The sequence below is a fragment of the Bradyrhizobium vignae genome (assembly GCF_004114425.1).
Classification (GTDB): domain Bacteria; phylum Pseudomonadota; class Alphaproteobacteria; order Rhizobiales; family Xanthobacteraceae; genus Bradyrhizobium; species Bradyrhizobium vignae.
This window is the reverse complement of the sequence record NZ_RDQF01000082.1, coordinates 1-23,401: the sequence shown is the minus strand read 5'-3', so window position 1 is coordinate 23,401 and position 23,401 is coordinate 1. Positions and strand designations below refer to the sequence as shown.

The window sequence follows — 23,401 nt, the reverse complement described above, 5'->3', positions numbered from 1 at the left end:
CAAGCTGGCCATCAATACCCTGCAGGCAACGCCCGGTCCTGCCCGCATCAGCCACAAAATGCTCCAAGCCAGATGGAATAATGACTTCCTTCTCTCCGCCCTCGCCCATATGCGATAGCCCTACCCTGGAGGGGAGGGTAAGAGAGCTCACACCTTCTTCGCTTCCACCGCCATCCGCACCGCGAGCCCGGCCAGCACCGTTCCCATCAGCCAGCGCTGCACCAGCATCCAGCTCGGCCGGTTCGCCAGGAACAGCGCGATCGATCCGGCCGCGAGCGCGATCATCGCATTGACGCTGACGCTGATCGCGATCTGGATCGCGCCCAGCACCACCGATTGCGTCAGCACGCTGCCGGAGGCGGGATCGATGAACTGCGGCAGCAATGCCAGATACAGCATCGCGATTTTCGGATTGAGCAGGTTGGTGACGAATCCCATCGCGAACAATTTGCGCGGGCTGTCGATCGCGAGCTTCCTCACCTGGAACGGCGAACGCCCGCCCGGCTTCACCGCCTGCCAGGCGAGCCACAGCAGGTATCCGGCACCGGCAAAGCGCAGCGCGTCATAGGCGAAGGGAATGGCGAGCAGCAGCGCCGTGATGCCGAACGCCGCGCACAGCATGTAGAACACGAAGCCGAGCGCGACGCCGCCGAGCGAGACGATACCGGCCGCGGGCCCTTGCGTGATCGAGCGCGAGATCAAATAGATCATGTTCGGTCCCGGCGTGAGCACGAGGCCGAGGCAGACGAGGGCAAAGCCGAGCAGGGCGGAGGTGTGGGGCATGGTGAACCAGTGCGGGAGATGGCACGGTTCTAATATGCGAGGCCTTGCCGGGCCATCGCGCAATTGCTCGGAGGACAATTCAGATTCCGTGTCCCGGACGCGGCGCAGCGTGAAAGTTTGCGCCGAGAGCGGCGCCCCAGCTGGTGCGGCGTGGCCCCCGGATCAGCAGCGCACCACGCCGGAAGGGCGGCGCGTTGCGCAGCATCCGGCGAAAGCAGCAATCAATGCGCCTCGTCCCAGTTGTTCGCCGCGCGTGCATCGACATGCAGCGGCACTGACAGCAGCACGGCCGGGAACGGCGCGTCCTGCATGACCTTCTGCACGACGGGGAGCGTCGCCTCGACCTCGTCGTCGGGCACCTCGAAGATCAGTTCGTCATGCACCTGGAGCAGCATCTGCGCGGAGAGCTGCTTCTCGGCGAGTGCATCCTCGACGCGCGTCATGGCGCGGCGGATGATGTCGGCGGCGGTGCCCTGGAGCCGGGCGTTGATTGCGGCGCGCTCGTTGAAGGCGCGCACCGAGGCGTTCGAGGCCTTGATGTCGGGGTAGTGGCACTTGCGGCCGAACAGCGTGGTGACGTAGCCGTGGCTCCGGCAGAAATCGCGCGTCTCGTCCATGTAGGCGCGGATGCCCGGGAAGCGCTCGAAATATTTCTTGATGTAAGCGGACGCCTCCTCGCGCGCGATGCCGAGCTGGTTGGCAAGGCCGAAGGCGGAGATGCCGTAGATGATGCCGAAATTGATCGCCTTGGCGCGGCGGCGGATCTCGCTCGGCATGCCCTTGATCGGCACGCCGAACATCTCTGAGGCCGTCATCGCGTGAATGTCGAGCCCATCGCGAAACGCCTGTTTCAGCACGGGAATGTCGGCGATCTCGGCGAGCAGGCGCAGCTCGATCTGCGAATAGTCGGCGGACACCAGCTTGTGTCCGGGCGTCGCGACGAAGGCGCGGCGGATCTTGCGGCCATCCTCGGTGCGCACCGGAATGTTCTGTAGATTCGGCTCGTTCGACGACAATCGTCCCGTCGTGGTCGCGGCCAGCGCGTAGGTCGTGTGCACGCGATGCGTCTGCGGATTGACATAGGTCGGCAGCGCGTCGGTGTAGGTCGATTTCAGCTTGGAGACCTGGCGCCACTCCAAAATCTTCTTCGGGAAGTCGTGGCCCTGCTCAGCGAGTTCATCGAGCACCTGGGCGGTGGTCGACCACGCGCCGGTCTTGGTCTTGGTGCCGCCGGGCAGTCCCATCTTGCCGAACAGGATGTCACCGATCTGCTTGGGGCTGCCGACATTGACCGGCTCGCCTGCGATCTCCTGGATCTCGGCCTCGACCCGCGCCGCGGTCTGGGCGAAGTCGCCGGAGAGGCGCGACAAGACCTGGCGGTCGATCGAGATGCCGCGCCGCTCCATGCGTGCGAGCACCGATACCAGCGGCCGTTCCAGGGTCTCGTAGACCGCGCTCATGTGCTCGGCGACGAGGCGCGGCTTCAGCACGCCCCAGACGCGCAGGGCGACGTCGGCGGCTTCCGCCGACAGTGGTGCGGCCTTGTCGATCGGCACCTGGTCGAAGGTGATCTTGCCCTTGCCGCTGCCGAGCAGCTCGTTTTCCTTCAGCATGGCATGGCCGAACCAGCGCTCGGACAGCGATTCCAGCGCATGCGAGCCGCGGCCGGCATCGAGCACGTAGGAAATCAACAGCGCATCGTCGATGTTGCGCAGGGTGATGCCGTGCTGCGCCAGCATCACTGCGGTGAACTTGACGTCGAAGCCGATCTTGAGAATGCCGGCTGATTCCAGCACCGGCCGCAGCGCTTGCAGCGCGTCGTCATGCTTGACCTGGTCCGGCGCGAGGCCGGCATCGAACAGGCCGGCGCCGCCGACGGACTGCTTGTGCGCCAGCGGCACGTAGCAGGCCTCGTTCGGCGCCAGTGCCAGCGCGATGCCGCAAAGATCGGCCTGCATCGGATCAATCGAGTTGGCTCTCGTCTCGATCGCGACATGGCCGGCATCGTGGATGCGCGCGATGAAGGCGTCGAGCTCCTTCAGCGTCTTGATGGTCTGGTATTTGCCGCGATCGACCGGAAGCTTGCGCAGCGCCTCTTCGCGCGCGGCGGCGAGCGAGATCGGCGCACCCTTCGGGCTCGCAGCCTTGTCCTCCTTCCCCGCCGACTTGTTGCGCTCGACCGGCGCGGTCTGCGCCGGCGTGCCGCTCCCCGGCAGGGGCACGACGTCCGAGGGCGGCAGCGGCGAGAATACGCTCGCGCCCTTTGCGTAGCCGGGATCGGCATCGACGTTGGCAGGATCGATCTGCGAATATTCGGCGACACGTCGCGTCAGCGTCGTGAACTCCATCGCCTTCAGGAACGCGATCAGCTTGCGCGCGTCGGGCTCGTGGACGGCGAGATCGTCCAGCGGCACATCGAGATCGACTTTGTCGTCGAGCAGCACGAGCTGCCGCGAGATGCGTGCCTTCTCTGCGTTCTCGAGCAGCGCCTCGCGCCGCTTGGGCTGCTTGATCTCGCCGGCGCGGAACAACAATTGGTCGAGGTCGCCATACTCGATGATCAGCTGCGCCGCGGTCTTGACGCCGATGCCGGGCACGCCGGGCACATTGTCGGTGGAATCGCCGGCAAGAGCCTGCACCTCGACCACCTTGTTCGGCGGCACGCCGAACTTTTCGATCACCTCGGGGATGCCGATGCGGCGGTCCTTCATGGTGTCGTACATAGTGACGCAATCGGTGACGAGCTGCATCAGATCCTTGTCGGACGACACGATGGTGGCGCTGGCGCCGCGCTCGCAGGCCTGTCGCACATAGGTCGCAATGAGATCGTCGGCCTCGAAGCCGACCTGCTCCAGGCACGGCAGGTCGAAGGCGCGCACGGCCTCGCGGATCAGCGCGAATTGCGGGATCAGATCGTCAGGCGCGGGCGGCCGGTGCGCCTTGTAATCCGGATAGATCTTATTGCGGAAGGTGATCTCCGACTTGTCGAAGACGATGGCAAGATGCGTCGGCCGGTTGTCTTCCGGCATCTCGCGCAGGAGCTTCCACAGCATGTTGCAGAAGCCGAGCACGGCATTGACCTGGAGACCGTCGGACTTGCGGTTCAGCGGCGGCAGCGCGTGATAGGCGCGGAAGATGTAGGAGGAACCGTCGACCAGGAAGACGTGGTCGCCCTTGCCGGCCGCCTTGGCCGCGACCGGTTTGGCAGCAGTGTTGGCAGCAGTCTTGGCAGCAGCGGGTTTGGTGTCGGCCGCAGCTTTGGGCGCGGCCTTGGTGTCAGCTTTGGCAGTGGTCTTCGGGGCTGTTTTGGGCATGGCCGCAATGTATGAATTTTTGCGGGCTTTGACAGCCTTGGGAGGCGGATTTTTGGGGCGCTATCCCCACTGTCGTTCCCCCATGCTCCGCTGTCATTCCCAGCGAAGGCGGGGAATCCAGTACGCCGCGGCCTATCGGTCGATAACAGCTGCCTCTGGAATACTGGGTCGCGCGGTCAAGCCGGGCGACGACAGCGTGCCCGCCTGCAACATCGCTCCCGCCTTCCTCGGCGCGATCCAGAATACATCCGGCCGCTCGAACAGGAAGCGCGCGTTGAGGCGCAGCGCCACCTGCCACATCGCCAGCGCTCCGAGCACGCCGGCGATGGTGACCACCAGCGACACCGTACCGATGTCGGCAATGACGCCGGTGCGCAGCAGCAGCGTTCGTGTCGCCGCCATCGGCAGGAAGAAGGCGAGATAGATCACGATCGAATGCTCGCCGCAGAAGCGGAGGAAGTTGAGCCACTGCACCCGCGCAAGCAGCGTGCCCGTGGTGATGATGGCGCAGGCGCCGGCAAAGCCGAGCACGAGCGAGACGAGCATCCATTCGCTGGCGCCCCATGCGACCAGGCCGGCATTGACCAGCCCCCAGGTCGCGAGCGCCGCGAGCGCAAGCACGGGACGAGTCCGCGCGCGATCCGACAGGGCGAACACGTAGGGTGCGAACAGATAACCTGAATAGAAATAGACGAAGCGCGCGCAGAACTCGTCGATGACGGTCCAGCCGGTGGTGATCCGTGCGGTCTCCAGCGCCGCGGCAACGAGCCAGATCGCGAGCGGCGGGACTTTGCGTGTCAGTTTCGTGACGACGAAGAAGATCGGCAACAGATAGATGAACCATAGCGTGCCGAACGGCTCGATGAAGGATTCGAGGTACAGCAGGCCGACCGCGCGCCAGCCGGTCTCCGCGGCAAAGGCCGGCGCCTTGAAGCCGAACTGGATTGTCACCCAGACGACATAAAAATAGGCGAAATGCACCACCTTGCGGTCGAGATAGGTTCGCCAATCCCGATCAATCACCAGAGACAGGAACAAGCCCGAGATCAGGAAGAAATCCGGCATCCGGAACGGCTTTGCAAAGGCCACGGCGACATGCATGAAACCGGTCTGCCCGGCGGCGAGCTCGACCCCCAGCACCGAATGCATCATCACGACCATGACGATGCAGATGCCCTTGGCATAGTCGACCCAGTCGACGCGCGGGGCCGAAGGCGCCTTGGAAAGCCCGGCCGCCGCGATTGTGCCCGATCGTGCCATGATGTCCCTTTTCGAGGCGCGTTCCGCCCGTCCCTGTGTGGGCGTGGGGCAGTTTGGAGCCCAGTGGTTTCCGACTTCTTTACCGGTTCAAATCGCGGGCCGGTTTTTGCATGCGGACTGTTCCATGACCTCGAGAAAATGCTAAACCGCCTCGAATTGGGCTTCCGTTAACCAAGCTGGAACAGGATTTTTCATGCGGATTGCGATGATCGGCACGGGCTATGTGGGACTGGTGTCCGGTGCCTGCTTTGCAGATTTCGGCCACGACGTTACCTGCGTCGACAAGGACGAGAGGAAGATCGCCGCGCTCCATCGCGGCGAGATCCCGATCTACGAGCCGGGGCTCGACGAACTGGTGGCGAACAATGTCAAAGCCAAGCGGCTGGATTTCACCACCGACCTTTCCAAGCCGGTTGCCGATGCCGATGCCGTGTTCATCGCGGTCGGTACGCCCTCACGCCGTGGCGATGGGCACGCTGACCTCTCCTACGTCTACGCCGCCGCCCGTGAGATCGCGCAATCGCTGACCGGCTTTACCGTGGTGGTGACGAAATCGACCGTGCCGGTCGGCACCGGCGACGAGGTCGAGCGCATCATCCGCGAAGCCAACCCTGCGGCCGATGTGGTTGTCGCCTCCAATCCCGAATTCCTGCGCGAGGGCGCGGCGATCCGCGATTTCAAGTTCCCCGACCGCATCGTGGTCGGCACCTCCGACGAGCGCGGCCGCAAGGTGATGGGCGACATCTATCGCCCACTGTCGCTGAACCAGGCGCCGCTGATGTTCACCGCGCGCCGCACCGCCGAGATGATCAAATACGCCGCCAACGCGTTCCTGGCGACCAAGATCACCTTCATCAACGAGATCGCCGATCTCTCCGAGAAGGCCGGCGCCAACGTCCAGGAGGTCGCGCGCGGCATCGGTCTCGACAACCGCATCGGCACCAAGTTCCTGCATGCCGGCCCCGGCTTCGGCGGCTCGTGCTTCCCGAAGGACACCAAAGCCTTGATCAAGATCGCGCAGGATTACGACGTCTCCTTGCGCATCGTCGAATCGGTGCTGGCCGTGAACGAGAATCGCAAGCGCGCGATGGCGCGGAAAGTGAGCCAGGCGCTCGGCGGAGGCTTGCGCGGCAAGACCATCGCCGTGCTCGGCCTCACCTTCAAGCCCGATACCGACGACATGCGCGACGCGCCGTCGATCCCGCTGGTAACGGGCTTGATCGACATGGGTGCGAAGGTGAAGGCGTTCGATCCCGTCGGCATGGAGCAGGCCAAGGGCGAGCTGCCCGATATCACCTATTGCGAGGACGCTTATTCCTGCGCGCAAGGCGCCGACGCGCTCGTCATCGTGACCGAATGGGTGCAGTTCCGCGCGCTCGATCTCGACCGGTTGAAAGCAACCATGGCGCAGCCGGTCGTCGTCGACCTCCGCAACATCTACCGCCCCGAAGACATGCAGGCCGCCGGCTTCACTTATGAGAGCGTCGGCCGGCCGTCGGTGCAGGGCTGATCGCTGCACATCCTTGTTGAACGAAACCGTCACGGCCGGGCTTGTCCCGGCCATCCACGTCTTGTTCACTCTCGCCTGAAAGAACGTGGATGTCCGGCACAAGGCCGGGCATGACGACCGGATGCTTCCTTGCCCCGCAGCTTCGACACGCCCCTCCCGATCGATGCCGTGCTCGACGATTTGTCGTGCACGCTGGAGGCCAATAACGCCGCCGTGCTGGTGGCGCCGCCTGGCGCCGGCAAGACCACACGCGTGCCGCTAGCCTTGCTCGATGCGCCCTGGGCCAAGGACAAGAAGATCATCGTGCTGGAGCCGCGCCGCATCGCCGCGCGCGCCAGCGCCGATCGCATGGCCAAATCGCTCGGCGAGCGCGCTGGCGAGACCGTCGGCTATCGCGTCCGCTTCGGCTCGAAGATCTCGCGCGCCACGCGCATCGAGGTGGTGACCGAGGGCATCTTCACGCGCCAGATCCTCGACGACCCCGAACTCTCCGGCGTCGCCGCCGTCCTGTTCGACGAATTCCACGAGCGCTCGCTCGATGCCGATCTTGGCCTCGCACTGGCGCGTGATGCGCAAACCGGCCTGCGCGAAGACTTGCGCATCCTCGTGATGTCGGCAACGCTCGACGGTGCGCGGGTCGCCAAGCTGCTGGGAGATGCCCCCGTCGTCGAGAGCGAGGGACGCGCCTTTCCGGTCGAGACGCGCTATCTCGGCCGCAAGGCGGACGCGCCGATCGAGCGCCAGATGGCGGATGCGATCGCCTCCGCGCTCCGGGCCGATAGCGGCTCGGTGCTGGCGTTCCTGCCGGGTGCCGCCGAGATCCGCCGCACCCAGACCTTTCTCGGCGAGCGCGTGCAGGATGCTAGCATCGAGATCGTGCCGCTATTCGGCGCGCTCGATGCCGCCGTGCAGGACCGCGCCATCGCGCCGGCGCCGAAGGGCACACGCAAAGTGGTGCTGGCGACCTCGATCGCGGAGACCTCGCTCACCATCGAAGGCGTGCGCATCGTGGTCGATTGCGGTCTTGCTCGCGTGCCGCGCTATGAGCCCGATATCGGCCTGACGCGGCTCGAGACCGTGCGCGCCTCGCGCGCGGCGGTGGACCAGCGCCGCGGCCGCGCCGGCCGCACCGAACCCGGTGTCTGCTACCGGCTCTGGGACGAGCCGCAGACCGCCTCGCTGGCGCCTTACACGCAGCCGGAAATCCTCAGCGCGGACCTGTCCTCGCTCGTGCTCGATCTCGCGCAATGGGGCGTCAGCGATCCTGCGGCCCTGGCGTTCCTCGATCCGCCGCCGCAGCCGGCCTGGAAGGAAGCAAAGAGCCTGCTGACCGAGCTCAACGCACTCGACGGCGACGGCCGCATTACCGCGGAAGGCAAGAGCCTGCGTTCGCTGGCGCTGCCGCCTCGGCTGGCGCGCATGATCGTGGATTCGCACCGTGTAGGCAGCGGCGAGGCTGCCGCCGAGATCGCCGCCATCATCACCGAGCGCGGCCTTGGCGGCGACAGCGTCGATCTCGAGCACCGCCGCGACCAGTTCCGCCGTGACCGCTCGCCGCGCGCTGCGAGCGCGCGCGATCTGGCGCGCCGCTGGGCCTCGCAGGTCGCGGCGTCGGAGAAGGTGGCGCAGCAGGAGGATCTCTCGACCGGCCTCATGCTCGCTTATGCATTCCCGGATCGCGTCGCGCGCAACCGCGGCAACGGCAGCTTCGTGCTGGCCAACGGCCGTGGCGCTGCCGTCGAGCAGACCTCCTCGCTCGCCCGCGCGCCCTACATCGCGATCGGCGAGATGACGGGGACGGCGGCGAGCGGACGCATCCTGCTCGCGGCGCAAATCACCCAGGACGAGATCGAGCGGCATTTCGCCGAGCATATCGAGACCGCCGATGAGATCTCCTTCGACCGCGGCGCAATGGCGCTACGCGCGCGGCGCAAGCGCGTGCTGCACGCGATGACGCTGTCCGAAGCCACCCTCGCACTGTCGCCTTCCGAGGAAACCGCGCGCATTCTCGCCGATGGATTGATCGCCGCCGGTCTCGACCGGCTGCCCTGGTCGAAGGCCGCCAGGCAGTGGCGTGACCGTGTGATGTTCCTGCGCAAGGCCGAGGGCGATAGCTGGCCCGATCTGTCCGACGGCGGGTTGATCGCGCGACGTGAGGATTGGCTGGTGCCGGCGCTCTACGACAAGGTCGCACTCAAGGATATCTCCGCGGGCGATCTCTCCGACGCGCTGATGGCGCTCTTGCCATGGGAGATGCGCGCGCGGCTCGACCGCGAGGCGCCGACGCATTTCGAAGCGCCGACCGGAAGCATGCTTGCGATCGACTACGAGGCCGAGCAGGGGCCGACCATCGCGGTGCGGCTCCAGGAATTGTTCGGCCTCAACACCCATCCGTCGATCGCCGCCGGCAAGGTGCCGCTGGTGCTGGAATTGCTGTCGCCGGCGCAGCGCCCGGTCCAGGTGACGCGCGATCTGCCCGGCTTCTGGCGCGGCAGCTACGCCGCCGTCCGCTCCGATCTGCGCGGCCGCTATCCGCGCCACCCCTGGCCCGACGATCCCGCGAGCGCAGTGCCGACAAGGCGGGCGAAGCCGCGCGGGACGTGAAATCGTATTAACCCTCCGCTCATCCTTTTCGTCAAAATGACAGGAGCCCCGGCGTGCCTTCGCTCGCGGGCAGACGTGCGGCGTGGTGAAATCGAGCTTTCCGGCTCGGAAGTGGTGTGATGCGTAACATTATGATCATCGCGGCCGTCATGATCGGCCTCGGCACCTTCATGGCCCAGATGGCGGACAAGATGAGCTCCGCCTCAGCAACCTCGGTGCCGCGCACCACGGTCGCGGTTGCGGCGACCGCGCCAGCTGGAGGCCGCAGCCTCGCCATTTCCCGCGACGCGCGCGGACACTTCCAGACCGAGGGCCGGATCGACGGCCAGCGCATCGGCTTCATGATCGATACCGGCGCCTCCGTGGTTGCGCTGAATGAGACTTCGGCGGCCCGCTTTGGTCTGCGTCCCTCGCGCAGCGAGTACAGCGCCACCGTCTCCACCGCCAACGGCACCATCAAGGCCGCGCGCACCCGCATTGCGATGCTCGAGGTCGGCGGCCTCATCGTGCGCGACGTCGATGCCATGGTGCTGCCGGACGAGGCGCTGTCGGAGAACCTGCTCGGCCTCTCCTTCCTGTCTCGCCTCAAGCGCTTCGAATACGCCAACGGCCAGATGGTGCTGGAGCAATAGGCAGAGTCTGTTGCGATCAGGGCGGCTCATTTCAGAAAGATTTCCTGCTCTGCCTGCCCTCGCGGTAACGTTGCTTCGTTACCAAACTGCCGCAATTATCGGCCATAAGCCTTCATTCCCGTCTTTCGTTGCGGCCTTGCATTCGCTAAGGCTGCAGCAAATCCTGCCCCCTTCTTACGAGACCGTCTCAATGTTCCCGAAGCCGAAATCCGTATTGTTGCCCAACACCTACGCCTTCGAATCCGAGCCGATGGTGAAGCCGACGGGCTTTCGCGAATACGACGCGCGCTGGTTGTTCCAGAAGGAAATCAACCTGATGGGTGTGCAGGCGCTCGGCATGGGCTTGGGCGCGCTGATCGCCGAGCTCGGTGTCAGGCAGGAGATCGTCACCGGCCATGATTTTCGCGGCTATTCGGCCTCGATCAAATATGCACTGATCACCGGCCTGATGGCGGCGGGATGCAAGGTGCACGACATCGGCCTTGCGGTGACGCCGATGGCCTATTTCGCGCAGTTCGATCTCGACGTGCCCTGCGTCGCCATGGTGACCGCCTCGCACAACGACAATGGCTGGACCGGCGTGAAGATGGGCGCCAATCGCCCGCTGACCTTCGGCCCCGACGAGATGACGCGGCTGAAGGAGATCGTGCTCAACGCCGAGTTCAAGAACAAGGCGGGCGGGTCCTATCAATTCCACGAGAACTATCCGGCGCGCTACATCGCCGACCTCACCAATCGCCCGAAGCTTAAGCGCAAGCTCAAGGTCGTCGCCGCCTGCGGCAACGGCACCGCCGGCGCCTTCGCGCCGCAGGTGCTGGAGGCGATCGGCTGCGAGGTGATTCCGCTCGACACCGAGCTCGACCACACCTTCCCGAAATACAATCCGAATCCGGAAGACATGGAGATGCTGCACGCGATCCGCGATGCGGTGCTGCATCACCAGGCCGATGTCGGCCTCGGCTTCGACGGTGACGGCGACCGCTGCGGCGTCGTCGACAATACCGGCGAGGAGATCTTTGCCGACAAGGTCGGCGTGATGCTGGCGCGCGACATGTCGGCGATCCACAAGGAGGCCCAGTTCGTCGTCGACGTGAAGTCGACCGGCCTGTTCGTCACCGATCCCGTGCTGCAGAAGCAGGGCGCCAGGACCGCCTATTGGAAGACCGGCCACTCCTACATGAAGCGCCGCACCAACGAGATGGGCGCGCTCGCGGGCTTCGAGAAGTCCGGCCACTTCTTCTTCAACAAGCCGTTCGGCCGCGGCTATGACGACGGCCTCGTGTCGGCGATCGCGATCTGCGACATGCTCGACCGCGCGCCCGGCAAGTCGATGGCCGACCTGAAGAACGCGCTGCCGAAGACCTGGTCGTCGCCGACCATGTCGCCGCACTGCGCCGACGAGGTCAAATACGGCGTCATCGACAAGGTGGTGAAGCACTTCGAGGGCTTGCAGGCCGAGGGTGCGAAGATCGGCGGCCAGGCGATCCGGGATCTCGTCACCGTCAACGGCGTGCGCGTCACCGTCGAGGACGGCAGCTGGGGCCTGGTGCGCGCCTCCTCCAACAAGCCCGAGCTCGTCGTCGTGGTCGAGAGCCCGGTCTCGGAGCAGCGCATGCACGACATGTTCGAGATGGTGAACAGCGTGCTGCGCACGCATCCGGAAGTCGGCGAGTACAATCAGAAGATCTGAGGTGGGCTCGAGGGGAGCGATCCACGCTTCTCTCTCCGCTGTCATGCCCCGGCTTGATCGGGGCATCGAGTACGCCGCGGCCTCTCGCTTCAACAACGACCGTCTCTGGGATAGTGGATCGCCCGGTCTTCGCCGGGCGATGACAGCGTCTGTGTGGTGCGACCTACGCCGCCACCACTGCCGGGATCGGCAGCGCGGTGACCGACTTGATCTTCTCCATCGCGAAGCGCGAGGTGACGTTCTTCAGCGGCACGGCGCTGATCAGCTTCTTGTAGAACACGTCATAGGCCTGCATGTCCGCGACCACGACGCGCAGCATGTAATCGACGTCGCCGGCCATGCGGTAGAACTCCATCACCTCGGGCATGGCGCTGACGGCTTCGGCGAACCGCTTCAGCCACGCGTCGGAATGGTCGGAGCTTTCGACCGACACGAACACGGAGATGCCGAGCCCGATCTTGTTCTGATCGACGAGGGCGACCCGCTTCAGGATGACCCCGTCGGCTTCCAGCCGCTGGATTCGCTTCCAGCAGGGGGTCGAGGACAGGCCAACGCGGTCGCCGATCTCGGCGACGGAGAGGGACGCATCTTCCTGGAGGACCATCAGAATCTTGCGGTCGATGGCATCGAGGCGGCGGCTGGTCTCGGGGATCTGGACGGCGACATCAGTCATTTGAAGAACTTTGTTCCATTTCAGGGGCAGATTCCCGTGATATAGAGAAAATCCTTCCACGGCAAGCCTATAATCTGCGCGTGGCAGTGGAATTGCTCCAGGGGTGCTCACGTAAAAACTCTTCAACTTCAAGGCGTTGTGGGGCGGCGAGGCCGCCGCCATGGCGGGTGCATTTCAGCGCTGCGGCGGCCGCGGCGAATCGCAGCGCTTCCCGCACTCCCTTACCCTCGGCGAGGCAAAGCGCGAATGCGCCATGGAAGACGTCGCCGGCGCCCAGCGTATCGACGGCCTGGACCGGGAAGGCCGGAGTCTCCTCAAGGGCGCCCGCCTCGTCCAGCCAGATCGTGCCATGCGGGCCGCGGGTGGCGGCGAGGAAGGCCGGCGTCAGGGCGGAGAGGCGCTTCAACGCCTCGCCGTCGCCGGTGATGCCGGCCGTCTCCTGCACCTGTTCGCTGGCGAACAGCAGGTGCGATGCGGCGGCGAGCAGCTCGTCCTGCAACGACATCGCGCGGTCGACGCCAACGATGATGGGAATGCCGCGCCGCTGTGCCTCGGTGCAGAGATCGATGCTGAAGGTGCCGCAGCGACTCTCGATCAGCACCGCCCGGCAATCGCCCAGCAGCTCGTCAGCGTCGGGCAGCTTCACGCGCCACAGGCCGGGATCGCGATAGATCGTGAGCGTGCGCTCTCCCGAGGGCTCGATCATGATCGCGGAGACCGGCGTCGCCAGGCCCGGCATGCGCACGATGTGCGTGGTGTCGATCCCCTCCTGCGCCATCTGCGCGAGAATGAAGTCGCTCGACGTCTCCCGCGCATCGCCCATGGGACCTGCAAAGGCGACGCGGCCGCCAAGTCGTGCCATCGCGATGGCGGCGTTGAGGGCATTGCCGCCGCAGATCTCCGCGAGATGCGTGGCGTTCGCCTTGCTGCCGCGCGCCGGCACGGCCTCGACGCGAAAGGTGAGATCGCGCACGGGAATGCCGATGCAGACGACGCGCGGCGCGCTCCCGGATAGCGACATCGCCGGTCAGCTCTTGTCGTGTACCCAGCGGCCGAGCAAATGATGGGCGATGGCGAAGGGATGCGGACCGGCGAGCCCGTCCGGATGCGTCCGCGTCAGCATCTTCGCCGCCTCCTCGCGCGTGAACCAGCGCGCGTCCTCCAGCTCCATGCGGTCGACCACGACGTCCTCGTTCAGCGCCCGCGCGCTGCAGCCGATCATCAGCGACGACGGATACGGCCAGGGCTGCGTCATGTAATACTGCACGTCGGTGCAGCGAATGCCGGACTCTTCCAGGATCTCGCGACGTACCGCGTCCTCGATCGTCTCGGCGGCCTCGACGAAGCCGGCGAGGCAGGAATACATGCCGGGCGGAAAATGCTTCTGGCGGCCGAGCAGGCATTTGTCGCCGGAGGCGACCAGCATGATCACGACCGGGTCGGTGCGCGGAAAATGCTCGGCCTTGCAGGCCGGGCAGTCGCGTTTCCAGCCGCCTTCCTTCATCGCGGTACGCGTGCCGCAATTGGCACAATAGCCGTGGCGCTGATGCCAGCTCACCATCGATTTCGCCATCGCGATCGCCGACAGCTCCTGCGGCGGAAGCGCGCCTTGCATCGCCATGCCGCGCAGCTCGGTCACGGTGTAGTCCTCGCGGCCGATCAGCTTCTCGGCGGCGGCCTGCGACAGGCCCATGCCGAACACGGCCGCGGCGTCGCGCAGGCCCAAAAAGATCGTGCCGGGATTGGCGCCGCATTTCAGCGCCTCGTCGATCGAGAGCAGTGCGCGCACCTTGTCGCCCTCGCGCTTCACCAGCAGCGAGTCGCGATAGACCACATAGGCGCGCGAGGATGGCTTCTGTTCCAGCGCGAACAGCTTCTCGTCATCGCGGCGCAGATGCGCGGCGCGGTCGAGAATGTTGGTGACGAAGGCCGGCTGCCCCAGCGGAAACGCGTCGAATGCTGACATTTCTTGTTCTTTCAACCCAACCAGATCTTGCGGCGAAGCGCGCTGATGAAATTCTGAACCTCGGCGGCGTCGTGGGCCAGCGGCGGCATCACGCCCCATACCGGTCGCGGCCAGGCCGCGTCACTGGTCCGCCGCGCGATGATGTGGACGTGCAGCTGTGGCACGAGATTGCCGAGCGCGGCGATGTTGAGCTTGTCGCATTTGGTGATCTCCTTCAGCGCGCGCGAGACGCGGGAGATCTCCGTCATCAGCTGCGCCTGCTGCACCTCGTCGAGATCGATGATCTCGACCGCGTCGGCGCGCCGCGGCACCAGCAGCAGCCATGGATAATGCGCGTCCTTGATGACCAGCACCTTCGACAGCGGCAGATCGCCGATGTCGATGGTGTCCTCTTTCAGGCGGGAGTGCAGCGACCAGGCGGGTTCGGGCATATGCGTTTCCGGATGGCCCGATGGGATCGGGCTTATCGGGTCCGACCATACGATAGCGATTCCGATAGGGGAAGGATCCGGGCTCCGCTCTAGCCGCATACTCGGTCGTCGCCCCGGACAAGCGCGCCTCAGGCGCGCGCAGATCCGGAGCCCATAACCACAGGGAGTGGTTGTTATGCGCGCTGCCAGCTCCGAGCCTTCGCCAAATTCGATTCTGTGGCTATGGGTTCCGGGTCTGCGCTGGCGCTTGCCCGGGACGATGGCGGAGATTGTAGCGCGAGCGGCGAACTACACCTCCGCCAGCACCCGCGCATTGGCGCGAATCGAGGCTTCGCTGACGCGGATGCCGAGACCCGGTCCATCCGGCACCACGACATGGCCGTTGCGATTCGCGACGCGCTCCTCCAGCACGTCGTCGGTCAGCACGTGATGCGGCATGTAGAATTCGCAGCCGAGCGAGATGCCCGGCGTTGCCGCAATCAGCTGCGTGCCGGCGGCGAGCCCAATGCCGCCCTCCCACAGCGTGCCGCCATAGCCGGGCAGGCCCGCGATGTCGGCGATCGCCATGATCGCCTGGGCCTCGAACAGGCCGCCGGCCTTCATCAGCTTGATCGAGACCGCGTCGGCCGCCTCGCGGCGCACCACCTCCATCATGTCGCGGCGGTCGAAGCAGCTCTCGTCGGCGAGCACGGGCGTCTCCAGTGCCGCGGTGAGCTGCGCCATCACGTCGAGAAATTTGCGCGGCACCGGCTGCTCGATGAAGGTCGGCGCGAACTCCTCGACATCGCGCAGGGTCTTGATGGCGCCGAACGGCGCCAACGCCTGATTGTAGTCGACGCGCAGATCGACCTTGTCGCCGAACTCCTTCCGGATCGCTTCGAGATGCGCGAGATCCTCGCGATGCGGCTTCACGCCGGTCTTGACCTTGTAGATGACATTGCCGTCCGGAACCATCTTTCGCATGCGCTCGAGGTCGGCGACGAAATCCGGATCAGCGATCGAGAAGGAGAGGGGAATGGTGTCACGCACGCGGCCGCCGAGGAGATCGGCAACGGAGAGTCCCGACGACTTGCCGACGATGTCGAGCAGCGCCATCTCGATGCCGACTTTTGCTTCGGCATGTCCGACCAGTGCGCGGTCGAGCTCCGCCATCAGCGCGCGGATCCGGCGCACCGGCTTGCCGAGCACGATGGGGCGTAGATAGATATCGAGCGCGGAGAACGCAGCTTCCGGCGTTCCCGTGAACACCTCCCACGGCGCCGCCTCGCCCCAGCCAACCACGCCGTCGCTCGACGTCAGCTCGATCAAGACGCGCTTCACCGTGCCCTTGACGTTGCCGACGCCCTGCAGGCGCGCCATCTTGATCGGGCTCTCGATCAGGAACAGCCTGAGACGTTCGATGCTCGCTTCGGTCATGTCAGGCCTCCATTGACGTGCCAGACCTGGCCGGTGACGTAGGATGCTTTCGGGGATGCCAGGAAGGCGATGATCTCGGCGACCTCCTCTGGCCGCCCGCGCCGGCGCATCGGGATCAGCGCCTCGGTCGCCGCGATCTGCTCGGGCGACAGCCGGCTCTCGCTCGGCTTGTCCTTGACGATGAGGCCCGGCGCCACCGCATTGACGGTGATGCCGTCGCTAGCGAGCTCGACCGCGGTCAGCCGCACCAGCGCTTCCAGCGCGGAGCGGCTCGCGGCGGTCGCGGCAAAGGGCGCGAATTCGGGGCGGATCGCGTGCGCAACGAAGGAAGACACGGCGACGATCCGCGCATCGCGCCCAGCACGGAGTTGCGGAATCGCAAGCTTCACGAAACGCGTGAAGGCGAGAGCGGATTCGTCCATCGCCTGCATGAACTGATCGGCCGGCGTGCCGATCGCGCTGCCGCGGCGGGCGTGGCCTCCAATCAGGATCAATCCGTCGAGCCGGCCGAAATCGAGATGCGCAGTCGCGCATGCCCGCGTCAGGGCGACTTCATTGGCGAGATCACCGAGGCATGTTGCAACGGCCGCACCGCAGGCTTGCGCCGCCGCCGCGGTAGCCTTGAGTCCGTCCTCGTTCGATCGCGTGTGCAGCACGAGCCCGATGCCGGGCGCTGCGAGCAGCTTTGCGGTGGCGCGGCCGATGCCGCTGGCAGCGCCGGTGACGAGATAGACGCGTTCAATATCGGACATCACGATGCTGCATTTGCCGGCGGCAAGGCGCCGGTGCGGTGGAAATGGCCGAGGAAGGCGCGTGTCGCGGCCTCCTGCGGATTGTCGATCACCTGCCGCGCCGGGCCTTCCTCGATCACGATTCCGTCGCGCATGAAGATCAGGCGGTCAGCGACCTCGCGGGCAAACGCGATCTCGTGGGTCACGATGACCATCGTCATGCCCTCGGACGCCAGTCGCTGCATCACGCTCAAGACCTCGCCGACCAATTCAGGGTCGAGCGCCGAGGTGGCCTCGTCGAACAGCATCACGTCAGGCTCCATCGCGAGCGCGCGCGCGATCGCAACGCGCTGCTTCTGGCCGCCGGAGAGTGTCGCCGGATATTGGTCGGCCTTCTCGGCCAGGCCCACCTTTGCAAGCTGTGCACGCGCGAGCGTCTCCGCGTCCGCCCTGGCCATGCGTCGCACAGTGACCGGTCCCTCCATCACGTTCTGCAGCGTCGTCATGTGCGGGAACAGGTTGAAGTGCTGGAACACCATGCCGGTGGTCGCGCGGAACTTTGCGAGCGTCTTCACATCGGGGAGTTTTGTGCCATCACCGAATGAAAATCGGGTGTCGCCGACGCGGACGCTGCCGCCGTCGGGCACGACCAGGAGATTGATGCAGCGGAGCAGTGTCGACTTGCCGGAGCCCGACGGCCCGATCAGCGCGACGACACCGCCCTTGGCGACATCGAGATTGATGTTCTTGAGAACCTCGTTGCTGCCGAAGCTCTTGCGCAAGGACCGGATCTCGATTTTCGGCGTCTCGCTCATTCGCTCACCGCCAGTCGCTTCTCGCCGCGCCGGACGATGATGGTCAGCGGAATCAGGATCGCCGCATAGGCGACCGCAACCGCAGTGTAGGTTTCCAGCGGCCGGTAGCTGTCATGCGCCGCGACCTGGCTCTGATAGACGAGGTCGGGCACCGCCAGCACCGACACCAGCGAAGTGTTCTTGAACTGAATGATCGACTGGTTCATCAGCGCGGGGATCATGCGCTTGATCGCCTGCGGCAGCACGATGCGCCGCATGGTCTGGCTCGGCGTCATGCCGAGCGCGGCGCCTGCCTCCGACTGGCCGCGGTCGATCGAGACGATGCCGCCGCGAATGATCTCGGAATAGAACGAGCCGCCATACAGCGACAGCGCCAGCGCCGAGGCCGTGATCGGCGTCATCTCGACGCCGGCGAGGATCGGCAGCGCGTAATAGAACCATATCAGCTGTACCAGGATCGGCGTGCAGCGGAACGCCTCGATGAAGGCGAGCGCGGCAAGGCGCAGCACCCGAAGGCGCGACAGGCTGCCGAATGCGCCGAGCAGGCCGAATAGCAGCCCGCAAACGACGATGACCACGGTAAAGCCGACGGTGACGCCGAGCCCGTTGAGAAAGAGCCAGCGATAGCTCCAGAGGATGCCGAAGTCCCACTGATACATGCGTGCTTTCTTGCTTCACCTCTCCCGCTTGCGGGAGAGGTCGTGCCGCATCGCAGATGCGGCACGGGTGAGGGTTCTTTCCTCTGGGGGAGTCTTGCCAGCTGAGCCACCCTCTCCCCAACCCTCTCCCGCAAGCGACGTAGGCGGGAGAGGGGGCGCAGCGAGATTACCGATGCAGCGGCGCCCAATCATGCGCTACAGCGACACGCCCGGCGGAATGTCCGCCTCCGTCACACCCACCAGCTCCATGTTGGTGATGATCGCGTTGCGGATGAAGCCGAGGCCCTTGTTGAAGTCGATCCAGGTGTTGACGTAGTCGCGCCAGGTCTTGTCAGTCTCGCGGCGGAAGCCGGCATTCGACGTCGTCGCGAAGATCGGCGTCGGCAGCACGAGCTGGCCGAGCGAGGGGTTCTTCTTCAGCACGGTGAGCGACAGCATGGTGATCAGGCACTGCGCGTCGACGCGGCCGGTCTGCAGCGCGGCGGTGGCATCGTCCGCGGTTTTCAGCCGCGTGATCTGCGCCTTCGGCGTCAGGCGGCTGACGACCTGGTCGTGCGAGGAGCCCTGGTCGACCGCGATCCTGATGTCGGGCGAGTTCAATTCGGCCCAGCTCTTCGGCTTGAAGTCTTTCTTGCAGAGGATGGCGAAGGCGTTGTTGAACACCGGCACCGAGAAGTCGACCACGAGCGCGCGTTTCGGGGTCGGGTTGAGGCCGAAGAAGATGTCAATCTTGTTGGCCTGCAGGTCGAGCACCGAATTGCCCCAGGTGGTCTCGGTGATCTCGAGCTCGGCCTCCATATCGTCGGCGAGGCCCTTGGCGATATCGATGTAAAAGCCCTTCCACTGGCCGGACGCGAGGTCCTTCATGTAATACGGCGCGCCGCCGCCGACCGCGCCGATCCGCATCTTCTTGGTCCGGCGGATGCGGGCGAAGGTCGATTCGTTCGGATCAGCGGTCTGGGCCACGGCCGGCGCAGCCAGCGCGGCGGCGGTCACCGCACCAAGCCCGACAATCGATGCAACATCACGACGTGTAACCATTGGGATCAATCGCTCTTCTGGTTGGATGGAGTTCCGGCAGCGTTCTTAGCAAGGTGGTCCCGGCGGCGAAAGCACAGCCTATCAGCTGGGCAGGCCGGGAATTGCCCGGAGGCTGGGCAAACTCACGCCGTTCGACCCGATACCCGCTTGCTTTCCGATCCCTTTGGCCCCAAATAGGGACCGGGAGATTGGCGGTGGACGAGCCACTCGCCAACCGGGTCAGGTCCGGAAGGAAGCAGCCCTAACGAGGTCCGGATCGGGTCGCTCGTCAGTCTCCTACCTTTTTCCGAGCGAATTGCGCCGGCGGGTCCCCTGCCAGCGCGCTCCTTTCCGCAAAAGCCGGCCGAGAGAGATTTCATTGCGGATCGACCGATGACCGACGCTGGCGCCCCTCCCAATCCTGATAGCGCCGGCCCGGCTGGCAACGCGCCCTACCGGGTGCTGGCGCGCAAATACCGCCCTTCTTCATTCGACGACCTGATCGGCCAGGAGGCCGTGGTCCGCACCGTCTCCAATGCGTTCGAGACCGGCCGCATCCCGCAGGCCTGGATTCTCACCGGCGTCCGCGGCGTCGGCAAGACCACCACCGCGCGCATCCTCGCCCGCGCGCTCAACTACGAGATGTCGGATGGTTCGGTGCAGGGGCCGACCATCCACATGCCGACGTTGGGTGTGCATTGCCAGGCGATCATGGAAAGCCGGCACATGGACGTGCTGGAGATGGACGCCGCCTCGCACACCGGCGTCGACGACGTCCGCCAGATCAATGACAGCGTGCGCTATGCCCCCGCCAGCGCCCGCTACAAGGTCTACATCATCGACGAAGTCCACATGCTGTCGACGGCAGCGTTCAACGCCTTCCTGAAGACGCTGGAGGAGCCGCCGGAGCACGCCAAGTTCGTGTTCGCGACCACCGAGATCCGCAAGGTTCCGGTCACGGTGCTGTCGCGCTGCCAGCGCTTCGACCTGCGCCGCGTCGAGGCCGACGTGCTGATGAAGCACCTTGCCAACATTGCGGCCAGGGAGAGCGTCGAGATCGAGCCCGAGGCGCTCGGCATCATCGCGCGCGCCGCCGAAGGCTCGGTGCGCGATTCGCTATCGCTGCTGGATCAGGCGATCGCCCATGCGGCTGGCGCCGTGAAGGCCGATGCGGTCAGGCAGATGCTGGGCCTCGCCGACCGCACCCGTGTCATCGACCTGTTCGATTCGCTGGTGCGCGGCGACATCGCGGCCGCGTTCAGGGAGTTCCGTGACCAGTACGATGTCGGCGCCGACCCGATCGTCGTGCTCTCCGACCTCGCCGAATTCGTCAATTTCGTCACCCGTGTGAAGATCGTGCCGGCGACGGCCGACAATGTCGCCTATGGCGAGACCGAGCGGGTTCGCGCGCGGGACTTCGCATCCAAGGTTTCCATGCGCGTGCTGTCGCGGATGTGGCAGATGCTGCTCAAGGGCATCGCCGAGGTCCAGGCCGCAACGCGCCCCGCTGCGGCGGCGGAAATGGTTCTGGTGCGCATCGCCTATGTGGCCGACCTGCCGACGCCCGACGAAGCGATCAGGATGCTGGAGCAGAACGGCGGCGGCTCTCAGGTCGTGAGCGGCGGCAGTGCGGCGCGCAGCGCGCCTTCCGCGCCGGTTGCGTCCGCGGCCCCCGTGCGCATGCCGACATCCTCGCCGTCCTCGTTCGGCGGCGGCGCTGCCCGGCCGCAGATGGCGGCGCCGGCGCCGGATCCGCAAGGTGCAGCGCCGCAGCTGCGCATCACCAGCTTCACCCAGCTCGTCGCGCTGGCGGGCCAGAAGCGCGACCTCCTCACCAAGGGCGCACTCGAGGGCGACATGCGCCTCGTCCGTTTCGAGGAGGGGCGGCTGGAAGTCGCGCTCGAGCCCAACGCCTCCAAGACCATGATCTCGGAGCTCGCGAAAAAATTCGAGCTTTGGACCGGCCGGCGCTGGACCGTGATCGTTTCCAACGAGCAGGGCCAGCCGACGCTGCGCTCGGTGAACCAGGCCGCGAAGCAGGAGCATGCCCGTACCGCGGAAGCCGATCCGCGTGTGCAGGAGGTGCTGTCGCGTTTCCCCGGCGCCAAGGTCGTCGAGGTCCGGAGGCTTGCCCCCGAGACGCCGGAATCCAATATTAACGCGGACTATGGCAGTGACGATCCGCTCGACGGTTCCGACGGCGACGATCTCTGAGCCAATCTTTCAAGGACAGGCACCGATGGCTGATTTTCTCGGCATGATGAAGCAGGCGGCGCAGCTGCAATCCAAGATGCAGGAGATGCAGGACCAGCTCGCCAACGTCGAGGTCGAGGGCATCTCCGGCGGTGGCCTCGTCGCCGTGCGCATGACCGCCAAGATGGACGTGAAGGGCATCAAGATCGATCCCTCGCTGATGAAGGCGGAGGAACGCGAGGTGCTGGAAGACCTGCTCGTCACCGCCTTTGGTGATGCGCGCCGCAAGGCGGAGGCCGCCATGCAGGAGAAGATGCAGGCCCTCACCGGCGGGCTCGGCCTGCCGCCGGGGCTGTTCGGCCAGTAAGATGGGCGCCGTTGCAGGTCCTGAGATCGAGCGGCTGGTCCAGCTGCTCGCACGGCTGCCGGGCCTTGGTCCGCGCTCGGCCCGGCGCGCGGCGCTGCACCTGATCAAGAAGCGCGAAGCGCTGATGATGCCGTTGTCCTCGGCCCTTCAGGTCGCGCTCGACAAGGTCGAGGTGTGCAAGACCTGCGGCAACATCGACACGCAAAACCCCTGCACCGTCTGCACCGATCCGAAGCGCGATCCCTCCATCATCGTCGTCGTCGCCGACGTCGCCGACCTCTGGGCCCTGGAGCGGGCCAATGCGACCCAGGGACGCTATCATGTACTCGGCGCGACATTGTCGCCGCTCGACGGCGTCGGCCCGCAGGATCTCAGCATCGACGCGCTGGTGGCGCGCGCGCATGACCCGCAGGTGCACGAGATCATCCTGGCGCTGAATGCGACGGTGGACGGCCAGACCACGGCGCATTACATCACCGACCTGCTTCAGGACGCCAATGTGAAGGTGACGCGGCTTGCCCATGGCGTGCCTGTCGGTGGCGAGCTTGATTATCTCGATGAAGGTACGCTATCGGCTGCGATGCGGCAGCGTACCCTGTTCTAAAGCGTTTTCGAGCGAAGTGGATACCGGTTCGCGTGAAGAAAACGCGTCAAAACAAGAATCTCCATCCAGACTTTACGGAACGGACGACATGACGAAACTTTTCGCCACACGCTTGGCTTTGGTCGCGATGATGACGATGCTGGTGAGCCCGGCCATCTCCGCGCAGCAGGGCGACGAGGCGCCGCCGCCGTCCAAGCCCGGCAAGCCGATCAACACCGGCGACGTGCTCTCCGGCGAGCTCAACGCGATGAAGGTGCGCGACGCCAAGAACGGCAAGCGCGTTGCGACCTACCAGATCACCTCCGAGCCGCGCCGCCTGCCGCCGCCGAACGGGCTCTGCAATCTCGAGACCGGACCCGAAACCTTCCAGCTCGTCACCTCCAGCGACGCGCAGGCCGCGCAGTTGAAGTCGTTCGTCGGCAAGGAGATCTCGGTCAAGGTCGACGAGATCGCCTGCGCCAGCGATGCCGGCCAGATGAGCGAGGCCGTGATCACGAAGTGGAGCCTGATCAAGAAGCAGTAGGGGGCGGGCGACGCATACCGCTCTCTCCGCCGTCATTGTGAGGAGCCCTTGCGACGAAGCAAATCCAGACTGCTTCCGACCGCGGCAGTCTGGATTGCTCACATGGGGATTTGGTGTGTCAAGGCGGTTTGTTCAGCTCTTTGTTCGATTGCAGGCCAGCTCTTCGTCCCGACCGTGGAGCACGTAGGATGGCGCGCGCAGATCGAGTCA

19 protein-coding genes, 1 other RNA gene and 1 pseudogene are annotated in these 23,401 nt (G+C 65.5%); 9 read left to right on the top strand and 12 right to left on the bottom strand.

Going from position 1 to position 23,401, the window contains the following annotated elements; translation table 11 throughout:
- Positions 1–147: 147 nt before the first annotated feature.
- The 3 genes and pseudogenes from EAV90_RS36335 to EAV90_RS36325 all read right to left on the bottom strand — a co-directional run.
- Positions 148–783, bottom strand: coding sequence for a LysE family translocator (locus EAV90_RS36335; RefSeq protein ID WP_122406030.1), 636 nt, complete (start codon positions 781–783; stop codon positions 148–150).
- A 221-nt stretch (positions 784–1,004) separates the two neighbouring features.
- Positions 1,005–4,097: a DNA polymerase I gene (gene polA, locus EAV90_RS36330; RefSeq protein ID WP_129146179.1), complete on the bottom strand. Its 3,093-nt coding sequence runs from the start codon at positions 4,095–4,097 to the stop codon at positions 1,005–1,007.
- Between the two features lie 201 nt (positions 4,098–4,298).
- Positions 4,299–5,357, bottom strand: a pseudogene (locus EAV90_RS36325) (acyltransferase family protein); the annotation flags it as partial.
- 193 nt (positions 5,358–5,550) lie between these two features.
- Here EAV90_RS36325 and EAV90_RS36320 point away from each other — a divergent pair.
- The 4 genes from EAV90_RS36320 to EAV90_RS36305 all read left to right on the top strand — a co-directional run bounded on the left by EAV90_RS36320 (position 5,551) and on the right by EAV90_RS36305 (position 11,793).
- Positions 5,551–6,867 carry a UDP-glucose dehydrogenase family protein gene (locus tag EAV90_RS36320; RefSeq protein WP_122406028.1) on the top strand — a complete coding sequence of 439 codons (1,317 nt, stop codon included), beginning with the start codon at positions 5,551–5,553 and terminating at the stop codon, positions 6,865–6,867.
- 129 nt (positions 6,868–6,996) lie between these two features.
- Positions 6,997–9,471: an ATP-dependent helicase HrpB gene (gene hrpB, locus EAV90_RS36315; protein WP_164937257.1), complete on the top strand. Its 2,475-nt coding sequence runs from the start codon at positions 6,997–6,999 to the stop codon at positions 9,469–9,471.
- A gap of 119 nt (positions 9,472–9,590) precedes the next feature.
- Positions 9,591–10,103: a TIGR02281 family clan AA aspartic protease gene (locus EAV90_RS36310; protein WP_164937256.1), complete on the top strand. Its 513-nt coding sequence runs from the start codon at positions 9,591–9,593 to the stop codon at positions 10,101–10,103.
- A gap of 190 nt (positions 10,104–10,293) precedes the next feature.
- A complete protein-coding gene (locus tag EAV90_RS36305; RefSeq protein ID WP_122406026.1) occupies positions 10,294–11,793 on the top strand; it encodes a phosphomannomutase/phosphoglucomutase in 1,500 nt (499 codons plus the stop codon).
- A 163-nt stretch (positions 11,794–11,956) separates the two neighbouring features.
- Here EAV90_RS36305 and EAV90_RS36300 read toward each other — a convergent pair whose 3' ends face one another.
- The 9 genes from EAV90_RS36300 to EAV90_RS36260 all read right to left on the bottom strand — a co-directional run bounded on the left by EAV90_RS36300 (position 11,957) and on the right by EAV90_RS36260 (position 19,525).
- Positions 11,957–12,466, bottom strand: coding sequence for an Lrp/AsnC family transcriptional regulator (locus EAV90_RS36300; RefSeq protein WP_122406025.1), 510 nt, complete (start codon positions 12,464–12,466; stop codon positions 11,957–11,959).
- Positions 12,467–12,533: 67 nt separating this feature from the next.
- Positions 12,534–13,487, bottom strand: a complete 954-nt coding sequence (locus tag EAV90_RS36295) for a sugar kinase (RefSeq protein ID WP_122406024.1) — start codon at positions 13,485–13,487, stop codon at positions 12,534–12,536.
- A 6-nt stretch (positions 13,488–13,493) separates the two neighbouring features.
- Positions 13,494–14,432 carry an NAD(+) diphosphatase gene (gene nudC / locus EAV90_RS36290; protein ID WP_129146176.1) on the bottom strand — a complete coding sequence of 313 codons (939 nt, stop codon included), beginning with the start codon at positions 14,430–14,432 and terminating at the stop codon, positions 13,494–13,496.
- Between the two features lie 11 nt (positions 14,433–14,443).
- On the bottom strand, positions 14,444–14,863 hold the full coding sequence (locus EAV90_RS36285; protein ID WP_162500491.1) for an HIT domain-containing protein: 420 nt from the start codon (positions 14,861–14,863) through the stop codon (positions 14,444–14,446).
- Positions 14,864–15,151: 288 nt separating this feature from the next.
- Positions 15,152–16,279 carry a muconate cycloisomerase family protein gene (locus EAV90_RS36280; protein WP_122406021.1) on the bottom strand — a complete coding sequence of 376 codons (1,128 nt, stop codon included), beginning with the start codon at positions 16,277–16,279 and terminating at the stop codon, positions 15,152–15,154.
- Positions 16,276–17,031, bottom strand: a complete 756-nt coding sequence (locus tag EAV90_RS36275) for an SDR family NAD(P)-dependent oxidoreductase (protein WP_129146175.1) — start codon at positions 17,029–17,031, stop codon at positions 16,276–16,278. Before EAV90_RS36275 ends, EAV90_RS36280 begins: the two co-directional genes overlap by 4 nt.
- The gene (locus EAV90_RS36270) at positions 17,031–17,825 is read right to left on the bottom strand and encodes an amino acid ABC transporter ATP-binding protein (protein WP_129146174.1); all 795 of its coding nucleotides are present in this window, start codon (positions 17,823–17,825) and stop codon (positions 17,031–17,033) included. Before EAV90_RS36270 ends, EAV90_RS36275 begins: the two co-directional genes overlap by 1 nt.
- Positions 17,822–18,484 carry an amino acid ABC transporter permease gene (locus EAV90_RS36265; protein ID WP_122406018.1) on the bottom strand — a complete coding sequence of 221 codons (663 nt, stop codon included), beginning with the start codon at positions 18,482–18,484 and terminating at the stop codon, positions 17,822–17,824. Before EAV90_RS36265 ends, EAV90_RS36270 begins: the two co-directional genes overlap by 4 nt.
- A gap of 195 nt (positions 18,485–18,679) precedes the next feature.
- Positions 18,680–19,525 carry a transporter substrate-binding domain-containing protein gene (locus EAV90_RS36260; RefSeq protein ID WP_129146173.1) on the bottom strand — a complete coding sequence of 282 codons (846 nt, stop codon included), beginning with the start codon at positions 19,523–19,525 and terminating at the stop codon, positions 18,680–18,682.
- Between the two features lie 183 nt (positions 19,526–19,708).
- Here EAV90_RS36260 and ffs point away from each other — a divergent pair.
- From ffs to EAV90_RS36235, 5 genes are all read left to right on the top strand, one after another.
- Positions 19,709–19,805: signal recognition particle sRNA small type (ffs, locus tag EAV90_RS36255), an RNA gene on the top strand.
- A 92-nt stretch (positions 19,806–19,897) separates the two neighbouring features.
- Positions 19,898–21,718, top strand: coding sequence for a DNA polymerase III subunit gamma/tau (locus EAV90_RS36250; RefSeq protein ID WP_129146172.1), 1,821 nt, complete (start codon positions 19,898–19,900; stop codon positions 21,716–21,718).
- Positions 21,719–21,743: 25 nt separating this feature from the next.
- Complete coding sequence (locus EAV90_RS36245; protein ID WP_122406015.1) at positions 21,744–22,064, top strand: YbaB/EbfC family nucleoid-associated protein; 321 nt, start codon at positions 21,744–21,746, stop codon at positions 22,062–22,064.
- Position 22,065: 1 nt separating this feature from the next.
- Positions 22,066–22,668 (top strand): recombination mediator RecR, encoded by a 603-nt coding sequence (recR, locus tag EAV90_RS36240; protein WP_129146171.1) that lies wholly within the window; start codon positions 22,066–22,068, stop codon positions 22,666–22,668.
- A gap of 88 nt (positions 22,669–22,756) precedes the next feature.
- Positions 22,757–23,191 carry a hypothetical protein gene (locus tag EAV90_RS36235; RefSeq protein ID WP_122406013.1) on the top strand — a complete coding sequence of 145 codons (435 nt, stop codon included), beginning with the start codon at positions 22,757–22,759 and terminating at the stop codon, positions 23,189–23,191.
- Positions 23,192–23,401: the final 210 nt, after the last annotated feature.

Coding starts and splice junctions, on each gene's coding strand:
- EAV90_RS36265 (WP_122406018.1), bottom strand. CDS start 18,484: ATGTATCAGTGGGACTTCGGCATCCTCTGGAGCTATCGCTGGCTCTTT.
- EAV90_RS36310 (WP_164937256.1), top strand. CDS start 9,591: ATGCGTAACATTATGATCATCGCGGCCGTCATGATCGGCCTCGGCACC.
- nudC (WP_129146176.1), bottom strand. CDS start 14,432: ATGTCAGCATTCGACGCGTTTCCGCTGGGGCAGCCGGCCTTCGTCACC.
- EAV90_RS36305 (WP_122406026.1), top strand. CDS start 10,294: ATGTTCCCGAAGCCGAAATCCGTATTGTTGCCCAACACCTACGCCTTC.
- EAV90_RS36245 (WP_122406015.1), top strand. CDS start 21,744: ATGGCTGATTTTCTCGGCATGATGAAGCAGGCGGCGCAGCTGCAATCC.
- EAV90_RS36275 (WP_129146175.1), bottom strand. CDS start 17,031: ATGTCCGATATTGAACGCGTCTATCTCGTCACCGGCGCTGCCAGCGGC.
- EAV90_RS36335 (WP_122406030.1), bottom strand. CDS start 783: ATGCCCCACACCTCCGCCCTGCTCGGCTTTGCCCTCGTCTGCCTCGGC.
- EAV90_RS36250 (WP_129146172.1), top strand. CDS start 19,898: ATGACCGACGCTGGCGCCCCTCCCAATCCTGATAGCGCCGGCCCGGCT.
- EAV90_RS36300 (WP_122406025.1), bottom strand. CDS start 12,466: ATGACTGATGTCGCCGTCCAGATCCCCGAGACCAGCCGCCGCCTCGAT.
- recR (WP_129146171.1), top strand. CDS start 22,066: ATGGGCGCCGTTGCAGGTCCTGAGATCGAGCGGCTGGTCCAGCTGCTC.
- EAV90_RS36280 (WP_122406021.1), bottom strand. CDS start 16,279: ATGACCGAAGCGAGCATCGAACGTCTCAGGCTGTTCCTGATCGAGAGC.
- EAV90_RS36270 (WP_129146174.1), bottom strand. CDS start 17,825: ATGAGCGAGACGCCGAAAATCGAGATCCGGTCCTTGCGCAAGAGCTTC.
- EAV90_RS36295 (WP_122406024.1), bottom strand. CDS start 13,487: ATGTCGCTATCCGGGAGCGCGCCGCGCGTCGTCTGCATCGGCATTCCC.
- EAV90_RS36320 (WP_122406028.1), top strand. CDS start 5,551: ATGCGGATTGCGATGATCGGCACGGGCTATGTGGGACTGGTGTCCGGT.
- polA (WP_129146179.1), bottom strand. CDS start 4,097: ATGCCCAAAACAGCCCCGAAGACCACTGCCAAAGCTGACACCAAGGCC.
- EAV90_RS36285 (WP_162500491.1), bottom strand. CDS start 14,863: ATGCCCGAACCCGCCTGGTCGCTGCACTCCCGCCTGAAAGAGGACACC.
- EAV90_RS36260 (WP_129146173.1), bottom strand. CDS start 19,525: ATGGTTACACGTCGTGATGTTGCATCGATTGTCGGGCTTGGTGCGGTG.
- EAV90_RS36235 (WP_122406013.1), top strand. CDS start 22,757: ATGACGAAACTTTTCGCCACACGCTTGGCTTTGGTCGCGATGATGACG.